The 19,668-nt window shown below is 67.6% G+C and carries 21 protein-coding genes; 14 read left to right on the top strand and 7 right to left on the bottom strand.

All coding sequences use genetic code 11. The features are described 5' to 3' along the window. Positions 1 to 11: 11 nt before the first annotated feature. The 3 genes from AB0M24_RS38790 to AB0M24_RS38780 are packed head-to-tail and all read right to left on the bottom strand — an operon-like array spanning position 12 to position 1,676. The gene (locus tag AB0M24_RS38790) at positions 12 to 437 is read right to left on the bottom strand and encodes a DUF4383 domain-containing protein (RefSeq protein WP_363778477.1); all 426 of its coding nucleotides are present in this window, start codon (positions 435 to 437) and stop codon (positions 12 to 14) included. Positions 438 to 479: 42 nt separating this feature from the next. Then, positions 480 to 1,199 (bottom strand): SigB/SigF/SigG family RNA polymerase sigma factor, encoded by a 720-nt coding sequence (locus tag AB0M24_RS38785; protein ID WP_363778476.1) that lies wholly within the window; start codon positions 1,197 to 1,199, stop codon positions 480 to 482. Positions 1,200 to 1,211: 12 nt separating this feature from the next. Continuing rightward, positions 1,212 to 1,676 (bottom strand): SRPBCC family protein, encoded by a 465-nt coding sequence (locus tag AB0M24_RS38780; RefSeq protein WP_363778475.1) that lies wholly within the window; start codon positions 1,674 to 1,676, stop codon positions 1,212 to 1,214. A 202-nt stretch (positions 1,677 to 1,878) separates the two neighbouring features. Between AB0M24_RS38780 and AB0M24_RS38775 the strand changes: the two genes are divergently transcribed. From AB0M24_RS38775 to AB0M24_RS38745, 7 genes are all read left to right on the top strand, one after another. After that, the gene (locus tag AB0M24_RS38775) at positions 1,879 to 2,652 is read left to right on the top strand and encodes an ABC transporter ATP-binding protein (protein ID WP_363778474.1); all 774 of its coding nucleotides are present in this window, start codon (positions 1,879 to 1,881) and stop codon (positions 2,650 to 2,652) included. Beyond that, on the top strand, positions 2,640 to 3,419 hold the full coding sequence (locus AB0M24_RS38770; RefSeq protein ID WP_363778473.1) for an ABC transporter ATP-binding protein: 780 nt from the start codon (positions 2,640 to 2,642) through the stop codon (positions 3,417 to 3,419). The genes AB0M24_RS38775 and AB0M24_RS38770 overlap by 13 nt, the downstream gene beginning before the upstream one ends. Continuing rightward, a complete protein-coding gene (locus tag AB0M24_RS38765; protein WP_363778472.1) occupies positions 3,416 to 5,236 on the top strand; it encodes a long-chain fatty acid--CoA ligase in 1,821 nt (606 codons plus the stop codon). Before AB0M24_RS38770 ends, AB0M24_RS38765 begins: the two co-directional genes overlap by 4 nt. Then, positions 5,229 to 6,116 (top strand): branched-chain amino acid ABC transporter permease, encoded by an 888-nt coding sequence (locus AB0M24_RS38760; RefSeq protein ID WP_363778471.1) that lies wholly within the window; start codon positions 5,229 to 5,231, stop codon positions 6,114 to 6,116. Before AB0M24_RS38765 ends, AB0M24_RS38760 begins: the two co-directional genes overlap by 8 nt. Continuing rightward, positions 6,113 to 7,213, top strand: coding sequence for a branched-chain amino acid ABC transporter permease (locus AB0M24_RS38755; protein WP_363778470.1), 1,101 nt, complete (start codon positions 6,113 to 6,115; stop codon positions 7,211 to 7,213). Before AB0M24_RS38760 ends, AB0M24_RS38755 begins: the two co-directional genes overlap by 4 nt. An 11-nt stretch (positions 7,214 to 7,224) precedes the next feature. Then, entirely contained in the window at positions 7,225 to 8,511 is a 1,287-nt protein-coding gene (locus AB0M24_RS38750; protein ID WP_363778469.1) for an ABC transporter substrate-binding protein, read from the top strand. A 125-nt stretch (positions 8,512 to 8,636) separates the two neighbouring features. Further along, entirely contained in the window at positions 8,637 to 8,915 is a 279-nt protein-coding gene (locus AB0M24_RS38745) for a hypothetical protein (protein WP_363778468.1), read from the top strand. A 12-nt stretch (positions 8,916 to 8,927) separates the two neighbouring features. Here the strand turns inward: AB0M24_RS38745 and AB0M24_RS38740 are convergent, their stop codons facing one another. After that, a complete protein-coding gene (locus AB0M24_RS38740; RefSeq protein WP_363778467.1) occupies positions 8,928 to 9,056 on the bottom strand; it encodes a hypothetical protein in 129 nt (42 codons plus the stop codon). A gap of 143 nt (positions 9,057 to 9,199) precedes the next feature. On the opposite strand from AB0M24_RS38740, the gene AB0M24_RS38735 reads away from it, so the two are divergent. Genes AB0M24_RS38735 through AB0M24_RS38725 form a run of 3 tightly spaced genes read left to right on the top strand, consistent with a single transcriptional unit; the run spans position 9,200 to position 12,510 of the window. Beyond that, positions 9,200 to 9,826 carry a DUF4255 domain-containing protein gene (locus AB0M24_RS38735; RefSeq protein ID WP_363778601.1) on the top strand — a complete coding sequence of 209 codons (627 nt, stop codon included), beginning with the start codon at positions 9,200 to 9,202 and terminating at the stop codon, positions 9,824 to 9,826. Then, the gene (locus AB0M24_RS38730) at positions 9,823 to 11,787 is read left to right on the top strand and encodes an ATP-binding protein (RefSeq protein WP_363778466.1); all 1,965 of its coding nucleotides are present in this window, start codon (positions 9,823 to 9,825) and stop codon (positions 11,785 to 11,787) included. Before AB0M24_RS38735 ends, AB0M24_RS38730 begins: the two co-directional genes overlap by 4 nt. Before the next feature lie 18 nt (positions 11,788 to 11,805). After that, positions 11,806 to 12,510, top strand: a complete 705-nt coding sequence (locus AB0M24_RS38725; RefSeq protein WP_363778465.1) for a DUF4157 domain-containing protein — start codon at positions 11,806 to 11,808, stop codon at positions 12,508 to 12,510. On the opposite strand, the gene AB0M24_RS38720 is transcribed toward AB0M24_RS38725, so the two are convergent. Genes AB0M24_RS38720 through AB0M24_RS38710 form a run of 3 tightly spaced genes read right to left on the bottom strand, consistent with a single transcriptional unit; the run spans position 12,511 to position 16,055 of the window. Beyond that, a complete protein-coding gene (locus AB0M24_RS38720) occupies positions 12,511 to 13,467 on the bottom strand; it encodes a hypothetical protein (protein WP_363778464.1) in 957 nt (318 codons plus the stop codon). Further along, positions 13,464 to 14,672 carry an MFS transporter gene (locus AB0M24_RS38715; protein ID WP_363778463.1) on the bottom strand — a complete coding sequence of 403 codons (1,209 nt, stop codon included), beginning with the start codon at positions 14,670 to 14,672 and terminating at the stop codon, positions 13,464 to 13,466. The genes AB0M24_RS38720 and AB0M24_RS38715 overlap by 4 nt, the downstream gene beginning before the upstream one ends. 21 nt (positions 14,673 to 14,693) lie before the next feature. Next, positions 14,694 to 16,055, bottom strand: coding sequence for a DNRLRE domain-containing protein (locus AB0M24_RS38710; RefSeq protein WP_363778462.1), 1,362 nt, complete (start codon positions 16,053 to 16,055; stop codon positions 14,694 to 14,696). 239 nt (positions 16,056 to 16,294) lie between these two features. Between AB0M24_RS38710 and AB0M24_RS38705 the strand changes: the two genes are divergently transcribed. From AB0M24_RS38705 to AB0M24_RS38690, 4 genes are read left to right on the top strand one after another with little or no spacing between them, the layout of a single operon-like run. Then, positions 16,295 to 17,809 (top strand): phage tail sheath subtilisin-like domain-containing protein, encoded by a 1,515-nt coding sequence (locus AB0M24_RS38705; RefSeq protein WP_363778461.1) that lies wholly within the window; start codon positions 16,295 to 16,297, stop codon positions 17,807 to 17,809. Between the two features lie 15 nt (positions 17,810 to 17,824). Further along, positions 17,825 to 18,268 carry a phage tail protein gene (locus AB0M24_RS38700; protein ID WP_112274526.1) on the top strand — a complete coding sequence of 148 codons (444 nt, stop codon included), beginning with the start codon at positions 17,825 to 17,827 and terminating at the stop codon, positions 18,266 to 18,268. Between the two features lie 32 nt (positions 18,269 to 18,300). Then, on the top strand, positions 18,301 to 18,669 hold the full coding sequence (locus AB0M24_RS38695) for a hypothetical protein (protein ID WP_363778599.1): 369 nt from the start codon (positions 18,301 to 18,303) through the stop codon (positions 18,667 to 18,669). Further along, entirely contained in the window at positions 18,666 to 18,836 is a 171-nt protein-coding gene (locus tag AB0M24_RS38690) for a DUF6760 family protein (RefSeq protein WP_363778460.1), read from the top strand. The genes AB0M24_RS38695 and AB0M24_RS38690 overlap by 4 nt, the downstream gene beginning before the upstream one ends. Positions 18,837 to 19,668: the final 832 nt, after the last annotated feature.

The following is a 19,668-nucleotide window of genomic DNA, read 5'->3' as shown; positions in this document are numbered from 1 at the left end:
CCGCAAGCTGCTCAAACAGTCTTGAGCGCCGCCACCCGGTCGCACTGCCGGCACCACGCGGCCCCCTGCGCAGCGGCCAGCGCGGCGAACCCGGCCAGCAGGTGCAGCGCGTTGCTGCCGGGGTTCACGTTCAGGAAGTTCACGACCTCGTCGTCGTAGCGGGAGAGCCCGAGGCCGAACACGACGAGGAACAGCAGCGCCGTCAGCAGCCCGACCCCGCTCAACGCCTTCAACCGGGGCGCGGCGAGCACCAGTGCGGCGCCGAGCACGACGTGGATGGTGTTCTGCAACGGGTTCACGCGCAGCCACAGGATCCAGGTGTCGGAAGAACCCGCGAAAGACGAGAAGCCGGTCACGAAGAACCCGGCCACTCCCCAGACCACGAGCAGGGCGCCAGTGCTGATCGCCAGCTTCTGGGGCCACCGCAACCGGTTCATGCGGCCAGTATCGCGAAAACCGGACATTCCCGCTCGCTCATTTCAGTCTTCCGCCAGGAGATCGTGGCGCAGCTGCTCCAGCGACTTGGTGAGCAGGCGCGAGACGTGCATCTGGGAGATCCCGACGCGGCGCGCGATCTCCGTCTGGGTCAGCCGGCCGAAGAACCGCAGCACCACGATGGTCCGCTCGCGCCGGGGCAGGCCGCGCAGCATCGGCTGCAGCGCCTCGTGGATCTCCACTCCCTCCAACGCCGGGTCGTCGGCGGTCGAGCCCTCCAAGGAGTCGAGGGACGCGAACGCGACGTTCTTCTCCACGCGCAGGCCCTCGTAGACGTCGGACAGCGGAACCGCCAGGTGCCGGGCGATCTCGGAGGGAGTAGGAGATCGCCCGGTCTTGTGCGACAGCTCGGCGGTGGCCCCGTCGATGGAGTCGCACAGCTCTTTCAACCTGCGCGGTACCCGCACGGCCCAGCACTGGTCGCGGAAGTGGCGGCGCACCTCGCCGGTGATCGTGGGCACCGCGTAGGACAGGAAGTCCGTCTGCCGGCCCACGTCGAACCGGTCGATGGCGTTGATCAACCCGACGGCCGCCACCTGCGCCAGGTCCTCCATCGGTTCGCCGCGTTCGCTGAAGCGGCGGGCGATGTGACGGGCGAGCGGGAGGTACTCGCGCACCAGCCGGTCTCGCAGTGCGTAGTAGCACGGCGAGTCACGTGCTGTGCGGGCGAGCTCCTCGAACGCCGCGTGCTGGTCTGGCGTCAACGTCCCTCGCGATCAGACCTGGGGCGGCGGCGTCACGTCACCGCGCCACGCACCGGTCTCGACGCCGCGGTTCTCGATGAACTCCTTGAACCGCTTCAGGTCGCCCTCGACCCGGTGGCCGACGACGCCGAGCACGGCGCCGGCCTTCTCGGTGAAGGTCTCGGGGTCGTACTCCATCTGCACGTGCACCCGAGTCGTCTCGTTGTCCAGGCGGTGGAAGGTCACCACGCCACCCTGCGGAGAGCCGTCGACCGTGGTCCACGCGACGCGCTCGTCCGGGTGCTGCTCGGTGATCTCCGCGTCGAACTCGCGGACGACGCCACCGATCTTCGTGGTCCAGTGGGTCTTGGTCGCCGTGATCTGGTCGATCTTCTCGACGCCGTCCATGAACGCCGGGAAGGACTCGAACTGCGTCCACTGGTTGTATGCCGTGCTCACGGGCACGAGGACGTCCACCGACTTCTCAATGGTGGTCACGAAATCTCCTCCTCATCAGTAGTCGTCGAGATTTGAGTACCCACGTCACGCCCAGTTACACATCGAGTACCGGTCCACACTGGACGGTCACGCAGAGTGGTGAACCAATCGCGACCTGCGCATCACGAAATCGCCCACAGTGGTCATAAACGGTTGTGATCCACGTCATACTGATCGGCAATCCACGCCCTAGGAGGCGCCGGTGCTGGAGGCGAGCAACCTCGAGGTTGTCTACGACGACGTGATGCTGGTGCTCCGCGGCGTGAGCCTCAGAGTGCCGAAAGGCCAGGTAGTGGCCCTGCTCGGAGCCAACGGGGCGGGCAAGACGACGTTGATGAGGGCCTTCAGCGGCCTGCTCGACGTGCACGACGGCAAGGTCACCAAGGGCTCGATCACGCTCGACGGTGAACCGATCCACAAGCTCTCACCTGCGCGAATCGCCGACCGAGGCATCAAGCAGGCTCTCGAAGGCCGCAGAATCCTCGCCGAGCTGACCGTCGAGGAGAACCTCAAGGTCGGCGGCCACGCCCGGCCGAAACGGCTCAAGCAGAACCTCGACCGCTGCTACGAGCTCTTCCCGCGACTGGAAGAGCGGCGAAGACAGAGCGCGGGCTATCTGTCCGGCGGAGAGCAGCAGATGCTGTCGATCGGCCGGGCGTTGATGTCGGAACCCGAATACCTGCTGCTCGACGAACCCAGCCTCGGCCTCGCGCCGCTGCTCGTCCAGCAGATCCGCGACCTCGTCGTGAAGATCAACGAACAGGGCACCACGGTCCTGCTGGTCGAGCAGAACGCCAGCATGGCGCTCTCCATCGCCGACCACGGCTACGTCCTCGAGACCGGCAAGGTCGTCATGGACAAGCCGGCTGCCGCACTCCTCGCCGACGACGACATCCGCGAGTTCTACCTCGGCCTCGGCACCTCCTCGTTCCGCGCGGTCAAGCACTACAAGCGGAGGAAGCGATGGCTGTCCTGAGCGTCGAGGGGATCCGCCTGGCGTTCGACGGCGTGGTGGCCGTTGACGGGGTGTCGTTCGAGGTCGGGGAGAGCGAGCTCTTCGCGATCATCGGCCCGAACGGCGCGGGCAAGACCTCCATCTTCAACGTGCTGAGCGGCGTCTACCGGCCGCAGCAGGGCTCGGTGATGTTCAACGGCGAGAACCTGCTGGGGCTGCGGCCGCACCGGATCGCGGCTCAGGGCATGTCCCGCACGTTCCAGAACATCGAGCTGTTCTCGCACCTCACGGTCGTCGACAACCTGATGCTCGGGCGCCACAACCACATGAAGTACGGCGCTTTGAGTGCCTTCTTGTGGCTCGGGAAAGCACGACGGGAAGAGCTGAACAACCGGTCCGCCGTCGAGGACGTCATCGACTTCCTGGAACTGGAGCAGTGGCGCCGGTTCCCGGTCGGCCTGCTGCCCTACGGCGTGCAGAAGCGCGTCGAACTGGGCCGCGCGCTCGCGATGGAGCCGCGGTTGCTCCTGCTGGACGAGCCGGTCGCGGGCATGAACGTCGAGGAGACCGAGGACATGGCCCGGTACATCCTCGACGTCCGCGAGGAGCTGAACATCCCCATGATCATGGTGGAGCACGACATGGGCCTCGTGATGGACCTCGCCGACCGCGTGATGGTGATGGACTTCGGCCGTCCGATCCGCACCGGCACACCCGCCGAGGTGCAGGCCGATCCGGACGTCATCCGTGCCTACCTGGGCGAACAGCACAGGAGCGTGACGGCATGACCACGACCGTCGTGAGTCGCGTGAAGAACCGGGCGGCCAACACGCCCGACCAGATCGCGTTGCGCGCCAAGGACTTCGGCATCTGGCAGGAAGTCTCGTGGGCGCAGTACTGGGCGAACGTCGAGCTCGTCGGCGACGCGTTGCTGTCGCTCGGTCTGCAGCCCGGCGACCGGGTCGCGATCCACTCCGAGAACCGCCGCGAGTGGCTCTACGCGGATCTGGGTGTTGTCGCGGCACGTGGAATCACGGTCGGTCTCTACCCGACGAACCCTGCTTCCGAGGTCGCGTACCTGTTGTCGCACTCCGGCGCGCGGATTCTGATCGCCGAAGACCAGGAGCAGGTCGACAAAGCGTTGCTGGTCCTGGAGGACACCCCCGACCTGGAATGGATCGTCTACCTCGAACCCCGTGGGATCAAAGGACGTTACGACAACCCGAAGCTGCTGTGGTGGGACGACTTCCTCGCCATGGGAGCGCGGTACCGGGACTCGCACGGCGACGAACTGGCTGAGCGCATGGCCCAGACGTCGCCGGATGACGTCATGACCTTGATTTACACCTCCGGAACCACCGGGCCTCCCAAGGGCGCGATGCTCACCGTCGCGAACGTCGAGTTCGCGGTCCAAGTGCTGGTGGACGGCGGCGGTTTCACTTCGCCACCGCCGTCGTCCACCGATGTGACGCTGTCCTATCTGCCGTTGTGCCACGTCGCCGAACGCATCTTCACGACGTGGTTCAGCGCGGCGAGTGGCGTGCAGGTGCACTTCGCCGAGTCGATCGAGACCGTGCAGGCGAACCTGCGCGAGGTGCAGCCGACGATCCTGTTCGGTGTGCCGCGCATCTGGGAGAAGGTGTTGGCGGGCGTCACGATCGGCGTGTCGTCGGCGTCCTGGCTCAAGCGTTCTGTCACGCGGTTCTGGCTGCGACGCGCGGAATCCATCGGGTCGACGCTGGTGCGCACCGGTGGCAAGCACACGGGCTCCAGCCGGGCTTTGTACGTTCTCGGCTGGCTGTTCTGCTTCCGCGCGTTGAAGGCCCGGATCGGCATGAGGTACGTCAGGTACGCCTCGTCCGGTGCCGCGCCGATCGCGCCGGACGTGCTGAAGTTCTTCATGGGCATCGGAGTTCCGATGCACGAGGTCTACGGCATGACCGAGAACACCGCCGTGGCAACGGGAAACCGTCCCGGCCGGGTCAAGGTCGGCACGGTCGGCGAGCCGCAGCCCGGGATCGAGCTGAGGATCGACGAGGAGACCGGCGAGATCCTCACCAGGCACGGCGGCACTTTCGCGGGCTACTGGCGCGATCCCGACGCGACCGCGCGGGTGGTCACGGACGGCTGGCTGCACACCGGCGACGTCGGCGAGTGGGTCGACGGCACGCACGTGAAGATCACCGACCGGATGAAGGACATCATCATCACCGCGGGCGGCAAGAACATCGCGCCGTCCGAGCTGGAAAACGCCCTGAAGACCTCCCCGTACATCAAGGAAGCCGTGGTGATCGGCGACCAGCGGGCGTACCTGGTGGCGTTGATCGGCATCGAGCTGGACACGGTCGGGCACTGGGCGCAGCAGCGCAAGATCCCCTACACCACCTACCGGGACCTGTCGGAGAAGGCCGAGGTCCTGGAGTTGGTGCAGAAGATCGTGACCGAGGTGAACGGCAAGTTCGCCAACGTCGAGCAGATCAAGAAGTTCCGGATGTTCCCCAAGGAGCTCGACCACGAGGACGGCGAGCTGACCGCGACGCAGAAGGTGAAGAGATCCGCGCTGGGCAAGATGTTCGACGACCTCGTGGAGAGCATGTATGGATGAGTTTCTCCAGTCGCTGATCCGAGGCCTCGGCACCGGGTCGATCTATTCGCTGCTCGCGCTCGGCTTCGTGATCATCTACAAGTCGACGCAGGTGATCAGCTTCGCGCAGCCGGCGTTCATGCTGGCCGGCGCGGTGCTGGTCTCGTACCTGGCGCCCACCGTCTCGTTCTTCGGCGCGGTGCTGGTGGCGGCAGTGGTGATCGCGATTCTCGCGCTGGGCGTCGAACGCACGGTGCTGCGGCCGATGGTCGGCAAGCCGGTGTTCGTGGTCGCGATCATCACGATCGGTGTGGACGTCGTCGTCAGGGTCGTCACCAACGCGTTCATCGGGCTGGACGTGCGGCAGGTCGGCGATCCCTGGGGCCTGAACACGGTGTCGTTCCTGGGTGCCGAGGTGCAGCAGCGCTACCTGGTGATGATCGGGACCACGGCGGTGGTCACGGCGGCGCTGTTCCTGTTCTTCCGGTACTCGCGGATCGGACTCGCGATGCGAGCCGTCGCGTACGACCAGGAAGTGGCTTTGGCCCAAGGGATCTCAGTCGGCTCGGTGTTCGCGCTGTCGTGGGCACTGGCGGGCGGGCTCGCCGCGTTGGCCGGCGTGTTCGTGGCCACGGGTGCGGGCGTTGACCAGCAGCTGTGGATCGTGGCGTTGAAGGCGTTGCCCGCGATCATCCTCGGCGGACTCGAGTCGTTGGGCGGCGCGGTGGTCGGCGGGCTCGCGGTCGGTGTCGTCGAGTCGCTCTTCGGGACGTACCAGGGTGATTTCGCTCCTTGGCTCGGACCGAACTTCGGGCTGGTCGCGCCGTACGCGTTGATGCTGCTGGTGTTGCTCGTCAGACCTTACGGACTGTTCGGCAAGAGGGAGGTCGAGCGGCTGTGAAGGGTCGTCCTGAGCTGTACACCTCTTATGGGCAGGACATGGCGTTCCTGAACACGCGCCCGAAGCGCGCGTGGACGGGCGGGCTGGTCGTCCTGGCGCTGGTGCTCCCGTTCGCCATCACCGACGACCTGCTGCAGCTGCTCGCGACCGGGTTCGTCGCGGCGATCGGCGCGATCGGGCTGAACATCGTCACGGGCTACGCGGGCCAGGTCTCGTTGGGCCACGCGTTCTTCCTCGCGATCGGCGCGTACACGGGTGCTGCTTTGAGCGGCTCCGAGACGGGGCGGGTGATCGGGTTCGGCATCACGTCGTTGCCGATCTGGCTGCTGGCCTCGGGTCTGGTGGCCGCGTTCTTCGGCGTGCTGGTCGCGCCGGTGGCAGTGCGGTTGCGAGGGCTGTACCTCGCGATCGTGACGTTGGGGTTGGTCTTCCTGGGAGAGCACGTGTTCCGGGAATGGACGTCGCTGACCGGCGGGCCCGGTGTCGGGCGGCCCGCTGCCGTGCCCGAGCTGTTCGGGGTGCGGCTGGACCGGGACAACGCGATGTTCACGGCGGCACAACAGCTCTATCTCGTGATGTTCGTGCTGCTGGTGATTTTCGGTGTGCTGGCACGGAACCTGGTGCGCTCGCGGGTAGGGCGGGCGTTCGCGGCGGTGCGGGACCGGGACCTGGCCGCGTCGGTGATCGGCGTGGACCTGACGAAGTACAAGGTCCTGGCGTTCGCGGTGTCGTCGTTCTACGCGGGTGTCGCGGGCGCGTTGTTGTTCGTGATGAACGGGTTCTTCGATCCCGGCTCGTTCAGCCTGTTGTTGTCAGTGCAGTACATCGCGATGGTGCTCATCGGCGGCGCGGGCACCATCTCCGGCGCGATCATGGGCGCTCTGTTCATCACGCTGCTGCCACGCATCACCAGGGAGCTGCCCGCGGTGCTGCCGTTCATCAGTGGTGACGCCACCGGGACGTTCACGGTCTTCCAGCTGGAAGCCGTGCTCTACGGCGTGCTCATCATCGTGTTCCTGATCGTCGAGCCACGCGGGTTGTTCGGCATCTGGGTGCGCGTCCGCAACTACTGGCGCACCTGGCCGTTCTCGTACTGAGGAGAATCCCCATGTCTGGCAAGAGATTCGCACTGATCTTCGTCGGGATGCTGGCTCTGGCCTCGTGTCGTGGCGGGGACGGCGCCGCACCGCAGCAGGACGCCGGTGGCACCAAGGTCGACTTCGGTGTCACGAAGGAGGCCTGCCCGCAGGCGACCGACAAGGCCAAGGGCTGCATCTACCTGGGCACGATCTCGGACCTCACCGAAGGCCCGTTCAAGACGCTGGCCGTGCCGATCACGGACGCGCAGAAGGCGTTCTGGAAGCGCGTGAACGACCGCGGCGGCATCGGCGGCTACGAGATCGACGTGACCACGTACGTGAAGGACAACAAGTACAACCCGCAGATCCACAACCAGGTCTACCAGGAGATCAAGGGCAAGATCCTCGCTCTGACCCAGACGTTGGGCTCTCCCACGACCGCGGCGATCCTGCCCGACCTCGAGAACCTGCAGATGGTGTCGGTCCCGGCGTCGTGGACGTCGTTGTGGGGCCACGAAGAGGTCGTGCTGGAGTCCGGCACGAACTACTGCGTCGAGTCGATGAACACGGTCGACTACGCCGTCGACAAGCTCGGCGTGAAGTCCGTGATGGCCGTGCACCTCGCCGGTGACTACGGCGACGACGCGGCGGCGGGCGCGAAGATCGCGGCGGAGAAGCGCGGGCTGTCGTTCGAGAACGTCACCACCCAGAGCGGCCAGGACAACCAGGGCGGCGCGGTCGACGCCGTGGTGTCGAAGAAGCCCGACCTGGTGGTCCTGACGACCGGTCCGACGGACGCGGCCGTGATCGTCGGCCAGTCCGCGGCCCGTGGCTACAAGGGCAAGTTCATCGGCACCTCGCCGACGTGGAACCCCGGCCTGCTGAAGTCGCCGGCCGCACCCGCGATCAAGGCCCTGTACATGCAGTCGGCGCCGTGGAAGGCGTGGGCGACCGAGTCCGTCGGCCACACCGCGATGCGTGCCGCGCTGCCGGGCGTGACGCCGAACGACGGCTACACGGCCGGTTGGGTGTGGGCGTACCCGTTGAAGGCGGCGCTGGAGAAGGCCGCCGCGAACAAGGATCTGACGCGCGCCGGACTGCTCGCCGCAGTGCGTCAACTCACCTCTGTGGACTACGAGGGAATGCTTCCTTCGGGTGCAGGCAATTTCTCCGCTTCTGCCCAGGATGCACTGTTCCGTCAGTCACTCATCTACCGCCCGGACGACGCCGCGCCGACCGGAGTGACGCTGGTAGAGGACTTTTTCACCGGCTCGACGGCAAAAGATTTCAAGTTCGAGAAGCCCTGCTACCAATGAACCGAACGGGTGACACCCGCCTCTGACAGCGTGGTTTTCTGGCTAGTCTCGCTGGTGAGGCAGTAGTAGGAGGTTTTGCGGTGTTGACGTGCGTCGAGGTTCGCCGAGCCGCAGGAGGCCTCCGATTGTTCGTCCGTCCCCCGGCCGCGCTGCGCTGGAGCGCGCGGCTGGGGTACGAACGGGTGTCGGAGTTGCTGACCGCGATTCGTCAGGCGGAGTCGTGCACTGTCCGCGATGTGGCCCAACAGGAATGGACACTGCGGTACGTGCCCGATCAGCGCACCGGTGAAGCCGTGCTGGCTTGTGCCACCGGTTCGGTCGTCCTGGACGCGGACGAGGTGACGTTGCTGCACGACGCGTTACGCGCGCACATGCCGGACAGGATGCGGCCGCTGCCGGTCTAGTCCCTCGACGAGTCAGGAGCCCTGTCCGCCGTTCGACTTCCAGGCGACGTGCAACGAACCGTCGCCGCTCTGGGACGTCGTCTGAGGGGACACCAGCAGTACGGCGATCAAGGCCGCCGCGATCGTCCATGTTCTGCGCATGCGGTCGAGTGTGGCCAGGCCTCGCCGTGGCGGCACATCTCTGCACCGGCCAGCGGAACTGCCCGTTGGGGCAGCCGATCGTGTCCCCGCGGACGTCGGCGCGCTGGTCGTTCTTCCTGGTCGTGCGCGCGATCGTGGACGGTGTGATTCACGAGGTCGACGAGGCTTTGCGCCGCCTGGTCCGCGACGAGGCGCTGCGCGGTTCGGATCTGGACGTCGCGTTCGACGCGCCGACCAAGGACTGGGCGGCGCGGCGGAACGCGCCCACCGTCAACATCTACCTCTACGACATCCGTGAGGACATGCGGCGGCGGCAGCGCGGGTTGCTCAACGAGTACGACGCGCAGGGGAAGGTGGCGTCGCGCCATCTGCCGCCGCGGCACATGAAGCTGTCGTACCTGGTCACGGCGTGGACGCAGCGGCCGGAGGACGAGCACCGGCTGCTGTCTGACCTGCTGATCGGGTTTCTGAAGTACGACGCGGTGCCGCCGCGGCTGCTCGCGGGGTCGCTGGAGGAGCTGGCGTTGCCGGTGCCGATGACGGTCGCGTTGCCGCCGCCGGAGGATCGGGCGTTCGCCGACGTGTGGAGTGCGCTGGGGGGCGAGCTGAAGCCGTCGCTCGACGTCGTGGTGTCGGCGCCGGTGTCGTCCGGGCGCAAGATCGCTGCCGGGCCGCCCGCGCGGGAGGGCGTCGAGCTGCACACGGGCGAGGATCGGGTGCGGCACAACGTGTCCGCGGACGGTGTCGGGATGCGCAAGGTGGCCCGATGATCTTCGAGCGGATGGCGGTGCTGGAGCGGCGGATCCGGACGGCGGTCGCGGCGCGGCGGGCCACGGACCCGAACCCGGACGACCCGTTTCGCGGGCTCTACCTGTCGGACGAGGTCATCGAGGCGTTGCTGGACAGCGGGCGCGAGCCGTTCGCGGCGTTCAGCTCTTCTCCCGCGGACGGGCGGCTCGGGCGGTTGGCGCGCAAGGCTTCTCTGTCCGAAGTGGACGTAGAGCTGCTGCTGGTCGCGCTGGCACCGGACGTCGACAGCCGGTTCGAGCAGTTCTACGGGTACCTGAACGACGACGTGACGCGGCGGCGGGCGACCGTCGGGCTGGCGTTGCGGTTGTGCGGGCTCGCGGAGGCTTCGTCGCAGGGGCGTGCCCGGCTCGACCACGGCAGTCCGCTCGTCAGATCCGGGCTGATCACGGTCGAGGACGCGGAAAGGCCACTGCTGAGCCGGTCGCTGCGGGTGCCGGACCGGGTCGGCGCGCATCTGCTGGGCGACGACCGGCCGGATCCGCACCTCGCGGACTTCGTGACGCTGTCAGGAGATCCGGTGCCGATGCCCGGTGCGGAGAGGTTGGCGCGTGGTGTCGAACGCGGAGTGCGGCTTGTGTATCTGCGTGAGCATCCTGGTGGCGGTGCGGCGGACCTGGCGGTCTCCGCGCTGGCACGGGCGGGTTTTCCGGCGTTGCTGGTCGACGCGGCACGCATGACGGACGCGCTTGCGGTCACCCGTGAGGCGTTGCTGCGGGGCGCGGGGATCGTCATCGGCCCGGTCGACTCGAACTTCACGCTGGATCCGTTGCTGCACGACGAGATTCCGGTCGTCGCGTACGGGCCGGGAGCGTGGGAGCCGCGCTGGACGCGGATGCCGCCGTTGCAGCACGACGCGACGCAGGTGCCGTTCGACGTGCGGGTGTCGTTGTGGCGCACCGAACTGGACGGCAAGCTCGCGCGTGGCATCGACCCTGCCGAGGTGACCGCCCACTTCGTGTTGGGTCCGACACAAATCAGCAGGGCGGCGCACGCGGCCACGGTGTCGGCGCTGGCGGACGACGGACTGGTTGACGTCGGGCATCTGCGAGCGGGTGCGCGCAGCCAGAACGCCGGCGGACTGCAACGGCTGGCCCGGCGCATCGAGCCCGCGGTGTCGTGGCCGGATCTGGTGTTGCCCGGGACCATCACCTCGTTGCTGCGCGAGCTGGCCGCCCGCGCGAAGCACCGCGACCGCGTGATCGACGAGTGGCGCATGCGGCCCGGCGGTGGTCGTGGCCGTGGCGTCACGGCGTTGTTCGCGGGCGACTCCGGCACCGGCAAGACGATGTCGGCCGAGGTGATCGCGGCGTCGCTGGGGCTGGACCTGTACACGGTCAACCTCGCGACGGTCGTGGACAAGTACGTCGGCGAGACCGAGAAGAACCTGGAACGGATCTTCGTCGAGGCCGCGGGTGTCAACGGCGTGCTGCTGTTCGACGAGGCGGACGCGATCTTCGGCAAGCGCTCCGAGGTTCGTGACGCGCACGACCGCTACGCCAACATCGAGAGCGCGTACCTGTTGCAGCGCATGGAGTCCTTCGACGGCATCGCGGTGCTCGCGACGAACCTGCGCGCGAACCTCGACGACGCCTTCACCCGCCGCATCGACGTGATCGTGGACTTCCCGCTGCCCGACGCGGATCTCCGTCGTGGCCTGTGGGACCGCTGTCTGGGTGGTGCGGTGCCGCGATCGTCCGATGTGGACCTGGACTTCCTGGCGGCGTCGTTCGAACTGGCGGGCGGCCACATCCGGTCGGCGGCGGTGACGGCGGCCTACCTCGCCGCCGCGGCGGGCCACGTCGTCGGCATGGTCGAGCTGATCGGCGCTGTGGCGCGCGAGTACCGCAAGCTCGGGCGCCTGGTGGGAGAACGCGAGTTCGGCCGGTACTTCGAACTGGCCACCGAACGTCTGGTGGGTTAGGGAACTAGGGAGCGGGAGATGCACGGACACGGCCACGAACACGACTCTGAGACCTCGTTGCGCCCCAAGGGCGACCGGATCCCGCACGAGGAACCCGACGTCCTGGGCCGAGCGGCCGCGGCGGGCCGTCCCGACGTCCTGGGCCCGGCCGGCATGCTCGGCCTGCAACGAGCCGTGGGCAACGCGGGCGTGGGCGCCGTCGTGGAGGACTCTCCCAACGTGATCACGTCCGGCGGCTCGCCCATGGCCCCGGAGGTGCGCACTGACATGGAAGGCCGCTTCGGCGCCGACTTCTCGGACGTCCGCGTGCACACCGACTCCGCCGCGCACGACTCGGCGAAGTCGGTGAACGCCCAGGCCTACACGGTCGGCTCGAACATCGTGTTCCAGCGCGACAAGTACGACCCCGGTTCGGACTCCGGCAAGCACATGCTGGCCCACGAGCTCACGCACGTGGTGCAGCAGCGGTCCGGGCCCGTCGACGGCACCGACACCGGTGGTGGCGTGAAGGTGAGCGACCCGTCGGACCGGTTCGAGCGGGACGCCGTGGCCAACGCGGATCGGATCATGGCAGCTCCGGCCGCTCCTGTGCAGCGGTGCGAGGACCACGGTTCCCACGACGGCGAGGCGCACGTGCAGCGAGAGGAAGCGCCTGCGGAGGAAGAAGAAACCGCGCAGACGTTCGTGCAGCGGGCCGAGGAGGAGGAAGAGACCGCCGAGTGATCAGCTGATCGGCGCCGGTGAGCTTGCCTCCGGTACCAGGACTTTGGCTTCCCCGGTGCCGTCGGCGGGCACTGCCCACACGTCGTTGAGGCCGTCGTCGCGCTGGATCCCGTACGCCACGGTCCTGTCGTCGACCCAGGCCGGCTGGTCGTCGACCGTGCGGGTCTCGGCGAGCTGCGTGATCTTCTTCGTGGCCAGGTCGAGCACGGAGACTCGCCAGCCCTTCTGCGGGTCGCCGTCGACGGCCTTCTTGAAGGCGATGCGGGTGCCGTCGGGGGAGAGCGACGGGCATTCGACGTTGTCCAGGTCCGTCAACGGTGTGAGGTGCTTCGCCGCGAAGTCGCCCTCGATCAGGTAGCGGTGCGGGCCGGTGGACATGGTGGCGTAGAAGCGGTTGTCGTCGGCGGTGAACGTGACGCCCCAGAAGTTCGAGTCGACCGGGCGTTGGGGCATGCCGTCGACGGTGAACTCCTCCAGTGACTGCACCAGCGTCCCGGACTTGGTGTCGAGGATGCCGGTGCTGGTCGAGAAACCGTTGGCGGCGTACGAATGCCCGTCGACGAACAGCGTCCAGGCCACCATCCGGCCGCTCGCGGACACCCGTGTGCGGTTGGGGAAACCGGTCAGCGGAACGGTGCGGAGCTCCTTCAGGTCGCTGCTGAGCACCGCGAGCTCGCTCGCCTTCAGAGCGCCGACCGGACGCAGGCACGAGATGGTTCCCGCGGCTTCGTAAGCCCGGTCGCAGCGCTGTTCGGTGACCTCGCGAGAGCCTGCGGGGTCGGTGCGTGACACCGTGGAGAGCTTGCCGTTGCTGAGAACCATCAGCCGCGGACCTGCTCCGGTCTGAACGGATTGCGCGGCGTCTTGAGGGGCGGCACCGGACAGCGCTGTGTAGCCGACGGCGACACCGCCGAGCAGCACGGCGGCGGTCAGGGTGATCAGCAGGCGTTTGTTCATGAGGTTCGACGTCGTCCCAGCAGTGCGGCGGTGGTGATCAGGGCGAGGACGACCGCGACGGCGGCGGTCCTAGTGGCGGCTTCCGGGCTCCAGAACTGCCAGGCGAGTCCGAACAGGACGGACGAGCCGAGGTAGGCGAGCGCCTGCCCGCTCTGGATCAGGGCGATTCCGGTGGTGCGCAGGCGTTCCGGCAGCACCGGGCCCGCGAGAGCCATCAGCACGCCGTCCGTGCAGGCGTAGAAGACGCCGTAGAGCAGCACGACCAGCAGCATCAGCGGCCAGCCGCCGAGCGGGCCGAAGAGCAGCAGGTACACGACGGTCAGCGCGCCATAACCGCACAGCATCACCTTCAGGCGGCCCACGCGGTCCGCGAGCGCGCCCAGCGGGGCGGCCAGCAGCAGGTAGACGAGGCTCGTGCCGACGGCGAGCAGCGGGAACCAGCCGAACGCCAGCCCTTCCCGCTTCTGCAGCAACAGGTACACGAAACCGTCGCCGATCGTGACCAGGCCGAGCAGCGACGCGGCCAGCACGATCTTGCGGACAGCCGGGTCCTTCAGCAGTGCGAGCTTGATGGGGTCCTTGCGTTCCAACGGTTCTGGCCGGTCTTTGACGTAGAGCGCGAGCACCAGAACACCGAACGCGGCGATGCAGAAGCTGACGACGAACACGGCGTCGAACGACTGAGCCGACGCCGCGAGCACTGCCATGGCTACGAGCGGGCCGGCAAAGGCGCCGATTCCGTCCATCGCGCGGTGCACGCCGAACGCGCGCCCCAGGTCGCCGCTGGGTGTGGACAACGTGATCAGCGCGTCTCTCGGTGCCGTGCGCAGGCCCTTGCCCGCGCGGTCGGCAGTGATCACCAGCCCGAGCAGGGCCGTGGAGGTGCCCGCGGCCAGCAGCCCGAGCTTGGCCACGGCGGAGATGCCGTAGCCGAAGCCCGCGACTGCCTTGCGCCTGTTCGTCCGGTCGGCGAGATAGCCGCCGGCCAGCCTGAGCAGGGTGGTGGCGCCCGTGTAGACGCCGTCGATCAGCCCGTACGCGGCCGGGCTGAGCTGGAGGCCGATGACCAGGTACAGCGGCAGGATCGCGGCCACCATCTCCGACGACACGTCGGTGATGAGGCTGACCGTGCCGAGCGCGAAGACGTTGCCGCTCAGCCCTTTCCAGTTCGCCGTCCCGGGTTTGTCTATTGTGGACAGGTACACATCGGCCTCCAGCGGTGCGGCTCAGTGGCAGTTGGTCGTGCCGCTGTCGGTGTAGGTCTTGCCGGCCTCGGGGACGAACTGCCAGTCGAAGCTGTTGCTGTGCAACGTGAACTTCAGCACGCCACGAGTACCGGTGTTGCGGGCCTCGCTGTTCGGCTTGATCGTGCCGAAGCCGTACGCACCGGCGCCGCCCATGCCCGCGACGAACGACCGGATGCCGCGCGCGTTGTCCAGCCCGCCGGTGGGGTTCTGCGGGGCGAACCGCTCGTACTGGTGGTTGTGGCCGGTGACCACGAGGTCCGCGTTGTAGTCGTACAGCGCCTGGAAGAGCGGCCTGGTGGCCGTCGAGGGCGCGTGGTTGGCACCGCTGGTGAACAGCGGGTGGTGCCAGTACGCCGCGGTGCAGGGCTTCGTGCTCGCCGCCAGGTCCTGTCGCAGCCACTGCTCCTGCGCGCTGCCCGCCGACATGCTGACGTTGGAGTTCAGCGACACGATGTGCCAGTTGCCGAGGTCGTAGGAGTAGTAACCCCGGCCCGACGGACCGGCCACCGACCCGAAGTAGTTGTAGTAACCCGTGGCGCCACTGGTGTTGTAGTCGTGGTTGCCGGGGGAAGGCTTGGTGCGCGCCTTGTGCCGGCCCCACGTCGGCTCGTAGTAGGAGTTGAACTCCGACGCCGTGCCGTTGTCGTAGACGTTGTCACCCGTCGTCCAGACCGTGCCCTGGATGTTGTCCAGGAGGTTGGCCGTCGCGGTGTCACCGGAACCGGAGTCCGAGATGTCACCGGCGCCGACCCACACCGGGTCGCCGGGCGGCTGGGTCGTGCCGCTGGTGATCACGAGCTGGGGCGCCGTGGACGCACCGGACTCGCGCGAGTCGTAGTCCGCGCCGTCCGAGCTGCTCGACGTGATGCCGATGCTGAACGTGCCGTTGCCCGTGACGTAGCTGGTCACGTCGACCTCGTACCAGGCGTTGCGCACGACCGCGCCGAGGGAGCCGAGCGTGGCGCCGTCGATCGCGGGCTGGTTGTTCCAGGTGACACCGGTTTCGGTCCAGCTGACGTTGGACGTGGACCGGAACGTGCCGCCGTTGGGGCTCTGCGCGTCGGTGACGTCGTCGGTGTGGACGCGCAGCTTGGCGCTGCTGACGGTGCCGCTGAGGCCGGACACGGCGAACTTGAGGAAGCTCCGCTTGATCGACGAGTTGTCGATGCCGAGCTGCCCCGACGTGCCGTAGTTCGTGCCGGTGGCGGCGTTGTCGACGTAGGTGTCGGCGGTGGGGGTGAAGGTCGTGGTCGCCGCGTGTGCGGTGGTGGAGGCGGTCAGGGTTGCCGCCGTGACGATGATCGTGGAGAGCACGGCCAGGGGCGCTCTGCGACGTGACATGCCAGTCCTTGCAGTGGTGGGCGGACATGGGCCGTCGCGAAGGGTAGGGGTGCGGAGCACCGCTCTCCAACGGTCGTTCGTAGGCAGTTCGGTGAACGGCGGGAAAACCCCGCTCCGGGGTGGCTGCCCTTTCGGGCAGTCACGGGCTCCCTCGGGCACCGCCGCGCGGTCGTGTCGCGTTTTCCCAGGTCTTTGGAGCATGTGTCGTACAGGGTTCCGTACGACTTGGGAGGCCGTCGATGCCCACCTATCTCTCGCCGGGCGTGTACGTCGAGGAGGTGGAGGCAGGTGCCCGCCCGATCGAGGGCGTGGGCACCGCCGTCGCCGCGTTCGTCGGGTTCGCGGCCAAGGGTGAGTTCAACACCCCGACGCTGGTGTCGAACTGGGCGCAGTACACCGAGAAGTTCGGCGACTTCGCCGAGGGCTGCTACCTGCCGCTGGCCGTCTACGGCTACTTCCTCAACGGTGGCACCAACTGCTACGTCGTCCGCGTGGGCGGCTCGCGTTCCGCCGCCGCACTGCCCGCGGGCCCACAGGCCCAGCTGGGCGGCTACCGGGTGTCGGCTCGCGAGCTCGGTGCCGGTTCGTTGTCCGTCGAGGTCGGTGACGCCGCGGGGGAGAACCAGCCGGACGACCGCTTCTCGTTGGTGGTCAAGGACAACGGCAAGGTCGTCGAGACGCACCAGGTGTCCGCCAAGCGCGGCAAGGAGAACGTGCTCACCGTCGTGAACGCGGCGTCGAAGCTGATCACGGTGGAGGAGGTCGCGGGCGCGTCGTTGGCTCGTCCCGACAAGGCTTCCGTGGCGTTGCGTGAGGCGCCCGCGCCGCCGCCGGTGCCGCGCAAGGTCGTGCCGGACGACTACGTGGGCGATGTCGCCGACCGCACCGGTTTCGGTGGCCTGGAGGCGATCGACGAGGTCACGATGGTCTCGGTGCCCGACCTGATGAGCTCCTACCAGCGCGGGCTGATCACGCTGGAAGCCGTCAAGACCGTGCAGTCCGCGATCATCGCGCACTGCGAGCTCATGGGCGACCGCATGGCGATCCTCGACCCGCCGCCTTCTCTCTCTCCGGACCAGGTCAAGAACTGGAAGCAGACCGAAGCGGGCTACGACTCGAAGTACGCGACGCTCTACTACCCGTGGATCAAGGTCTACGACCCGTCCACTTCGGACAACATCTTCGTGCCGCCGTCGGGTCACATGGCCGGCGTGTGGGCGCGCAACGACGCTTCCCGCGGCGTGCACAAGGCTCCTGCCAACGAAACCGTGCGCGGCGCGGTCGCGTTGCAGACCCAGCTGACGAAGGCCGAGCAGGAGCTGCTGAACCCGATCGGCGTGAACTGCATCCGCACGTTCACCGGTCGCGGCATCCGCGTCTGGGGCGCGCGTACGTTGTCGTCCGACCCGGCGTGGCGCTACCTGAACGTCCGGCGGCTCTTCAACTACCTGGAAGAGTCCATTCTGGACGGAACGCAGTGGGTCGTCTTCGAGCCCAACGACGACGCGCTGTGGGCCCGGATTCGTCGTACCATCTCTGCCTTTTTGGTGATGGAGTGGCGCAAGGGCGCGCTGTTCGGCCTGACGCCCGACGAGGCGTTCTACGTCAAGTGCGACCGCGAGACCAACCCGGCGGAGGGCATCGACCTCGGCCAGGTCGTCTGCGAGGTCGGCATCGCTCCCGTGAAGCCCGCGGAGTTCGTCATCTTCCGGCTCGCCCAGATGCAGGGCGGCACCAGTCTGGTCAACGAGTAAAGGCGGTTGCACGACATGGCACTCCCCGATCTCGACACGTCGGTAGGCCACTCGTTCGGCCTTGAGGTCGACGGCATCACGATCAAGCAGATCTCCGAGGTGACCGGCCTGAAGATGGAACAGGACGTCATCGAGCTCAAGCAGAACATGGCCGACGGCAAGTACGTCATCAAGAAGCTGCCCGGCCGCATGAAGGCGGGCGAGGTCGTCTTCACCCGAGGCCTGACCGCCGACAACTCGTTCGAGAAGTGGGTCAAGGACTCGCGCTTCGGCAAGATGGGTTCCGCGCGCAAGAACGGCGTCGTCGTGGTCTACGACTACGAGGGCGCGGCGATCAAGCGCTACAAGATCGTGCGCTGCTGGCCGAAGTCCCTGGAGATCGGGACCTTGAAGGCGGGCGACACCTCCGTGCTGACCGAGAAGCTCACGGTCACCTACGAGGAGATGGAAGTCGAGTGAAGCGCACTGCTGCCGCTGTCGCTGCTCCTCGGATGCAGACGGAGTTCGCCTTCGAGTTGCCGCGCGGGTACGTGGACGACTCCGGGGTCGTTCATCGCGAGGGTGTCATGCGGCTGGCGACGGCCCGCGACGAGCTGATCCCGTTGCGGGACGACAGGGTTCGGGAGAACTCGGCCTACCTGACGGTGGTGTTGCTGGGCCGGGTGGTGGTGCGCATCGGATCGGTTGTCGACGTGCACGCGGGGATCATCGAGGACCTTTTCGCCTCGGACCTCGCCTTCCTGCAGGACATGTACCGCCGGATCAACAGCGAGGGCCACACGCGCTCCGGCGTCGCGTGCCCCTCCTGCGGCCACGGGTTCGAGGTCGACATCGCGGGTGGGCGCCTGGGGGAATCGTGACGTACGCGCCAGACCGGCTGTATTCGGAGGTCGCGTACGTCGCCTACCACTTCCACTGGTCGCTGGAGTCCATTTTGGACTTGGAACACGCCGAGCGGTTGCGGTACGTGGAGGAGATCGGTCGCATCAACACGCGGATTTCAGCTGGTTCGGGTTCGGGGAGGTGACTTGCTGTGTGGCCCTTTCGACGGCGTGCCGACGCTCCCGCGTTACCCGTGGTCCGTGCTGAGTGGCGTTCGCTCCCGCCACTGCAGCGGGTCGTCGCACCACACCCGCTGATCAACCCGGTGTCGTCCTTCTCCGGCAGCCTGACCTCGTGGCAGAACCCGTCCTTCCTCGCCCCGCTCGCCCACGCGGTAGGCCCCTCCGAGCCGTCCGGATCGATCTCGGACGTGGCCGCTCCCGCCGCTGAACCGTCCTCGTCTTCGACCGTGTGGGCACAGCCCGTCGTCTCCCGGATCGCGGCGCCGCCCGAACCCGTCGTGGTAGCGCGAAGCGTGCCTTCGGCCCCTGCTCCCGAACCCGTCGAACCTCCTCCGGTCGCGGTGCAGCGCTCGGTGCCGCCGGAAGAACCTCCTCGCCCGGAGCCTCGTCGGAGGCTGGGCCTCGGCGAACCGATTTCGTCGGTGCTGCAACGAACTCCCTCGCCCGGCGCACCTTCCTCCGATGCGGTGGAGTCTGAGCCGAGTTCGCCGATGACGGCCCAGTCTGATGTGGCACAGAGGCTTGTCGGGTCGTCGCCCGCGATCGTTCAGGAACAGGCAGGGGCCGGATCGGTATCGAGTGCCGGGCAGGTCGTGGGACCGATGTCCGCGGTCCAACGACAGGTGGACTCGGCGTCGACCGTCCAGCAGCCAGCGGGACCGACGCCAGTCGTTCAGCGGCAGCAGGATTCGGCACCGCGTGACCAGCATTCGACAGGATCGGGGCCCTCTGCCGAGCAGTTGGCTGGAACGGTGCCGGCCGTCGAGCGCTTGTCGGACCCTACGTCGTCTGTGC

The sequence above is a fragment of the Lentzea sp. NPDC051838 genome (genome assembly GCF_040681245.1).
Classification (GTDB): Bacteria; Actinomycetota; Actinomycetes; order Mycobacteriales; family Pseudonocardiaceae; genus Lentzea.
This window is presented reverse-complemented; position numbering and strand designations above follow the sequence as displayed.

Bases quoted from the DNA above. Each gene is read 5' to 3' on its own strand.
- AB0M24_RS38790 (WP_363778477.1), bottom strand. From the start codon at position 437: ATGAACCGGTTGCGGTGGCCCCAGAAGCTGGCGATCAGCACTGGCGCC.
- AB0M24_RS38770 (WP_363778473.1), top strand. From the start codon at position 2,640: ATGGCTGTCCTGAGCGTCGAGGGGATCCGCCTGGCGTTCGACGGCGTG.
- AB0M24_RS38765 (WP_363778472.1), top strand. From the start codon at position 3,416: ATGACCACGACCGTCGTGAGTCGCGTGAAGAACCGGGCGGCCAACACG.
- AB0M24_RS38760 (WP_363778471.1), top strand. From the start codon at position 5,229: ATGGATGAGTTTCTCCAGTCGCTGATCCGAGGCCTCGGCACCGGGTCG.
- AB0M24_RS38750 (WP_363778469.1), top strand. From the start codon at position 7,225: ATGTCTGGCAAGAGATTCGCACTGATCTTCGTCGGGATGCTGGCTCTG.
- AB0M24_RS38740 (WP_363778467.1), bottom strand. From the start codon at position 9,056: ATGCGCAGAACATGGACGATCGCGGCGGCCTTGATCGCCGTACTGCTG.
- AB0M24_RS38730 (WP_363778466.1), top strand. From the start codon at position 9,823: ATGATCTTCGAGCGGATGGCGGTGCTGGAGCGGCGGATCCGGACGGCG.
- AB0M24_RS38725 (WP_363778465.1), top strand. From the start codon at position 11,806: ATGCACGGACACGGCCACGAACACGACTCTGAGACCTCGTTGCGCCCC.
- AB0M24_RS38720 (WP_363778464.1), bottom strand. From the start codon at position 13,467: ATGAACAAACGCCTGCTGATCACCCTGACCGCCGCCGTGCTGCTCGGC.
- AB0M24_RS38710 (WP_363778462.1), bottom strand. From the start codon at position 16,055: ATGTCACGTCGCAGAGCGCCCCTGGCCGTGCTCTCCACGATCATCGTC.
- AB0M24_RS38705 (WP_363778461.1), top strand. From the start codon at position 16,295: ATGCCCACCTATCTCTCGCCGGGCGTGTACGTCGAGGAGGTGGAGGCA.
- AB0M24_RS38700 (WP_112274526.1), top strand. From the start codon at position 17,825: ATGGCACTCCCCGATCTCGACACGTCGGTAGGCCACTCGTTCGGCCTT.
- AB0M24_RS38695 (WP_363778599.1), top strand. From the start codon at position 18,301: ATGCAGACGGAGTTCGCCTTCGAGTTGCCGCGCGGGTACGTGGACGAC.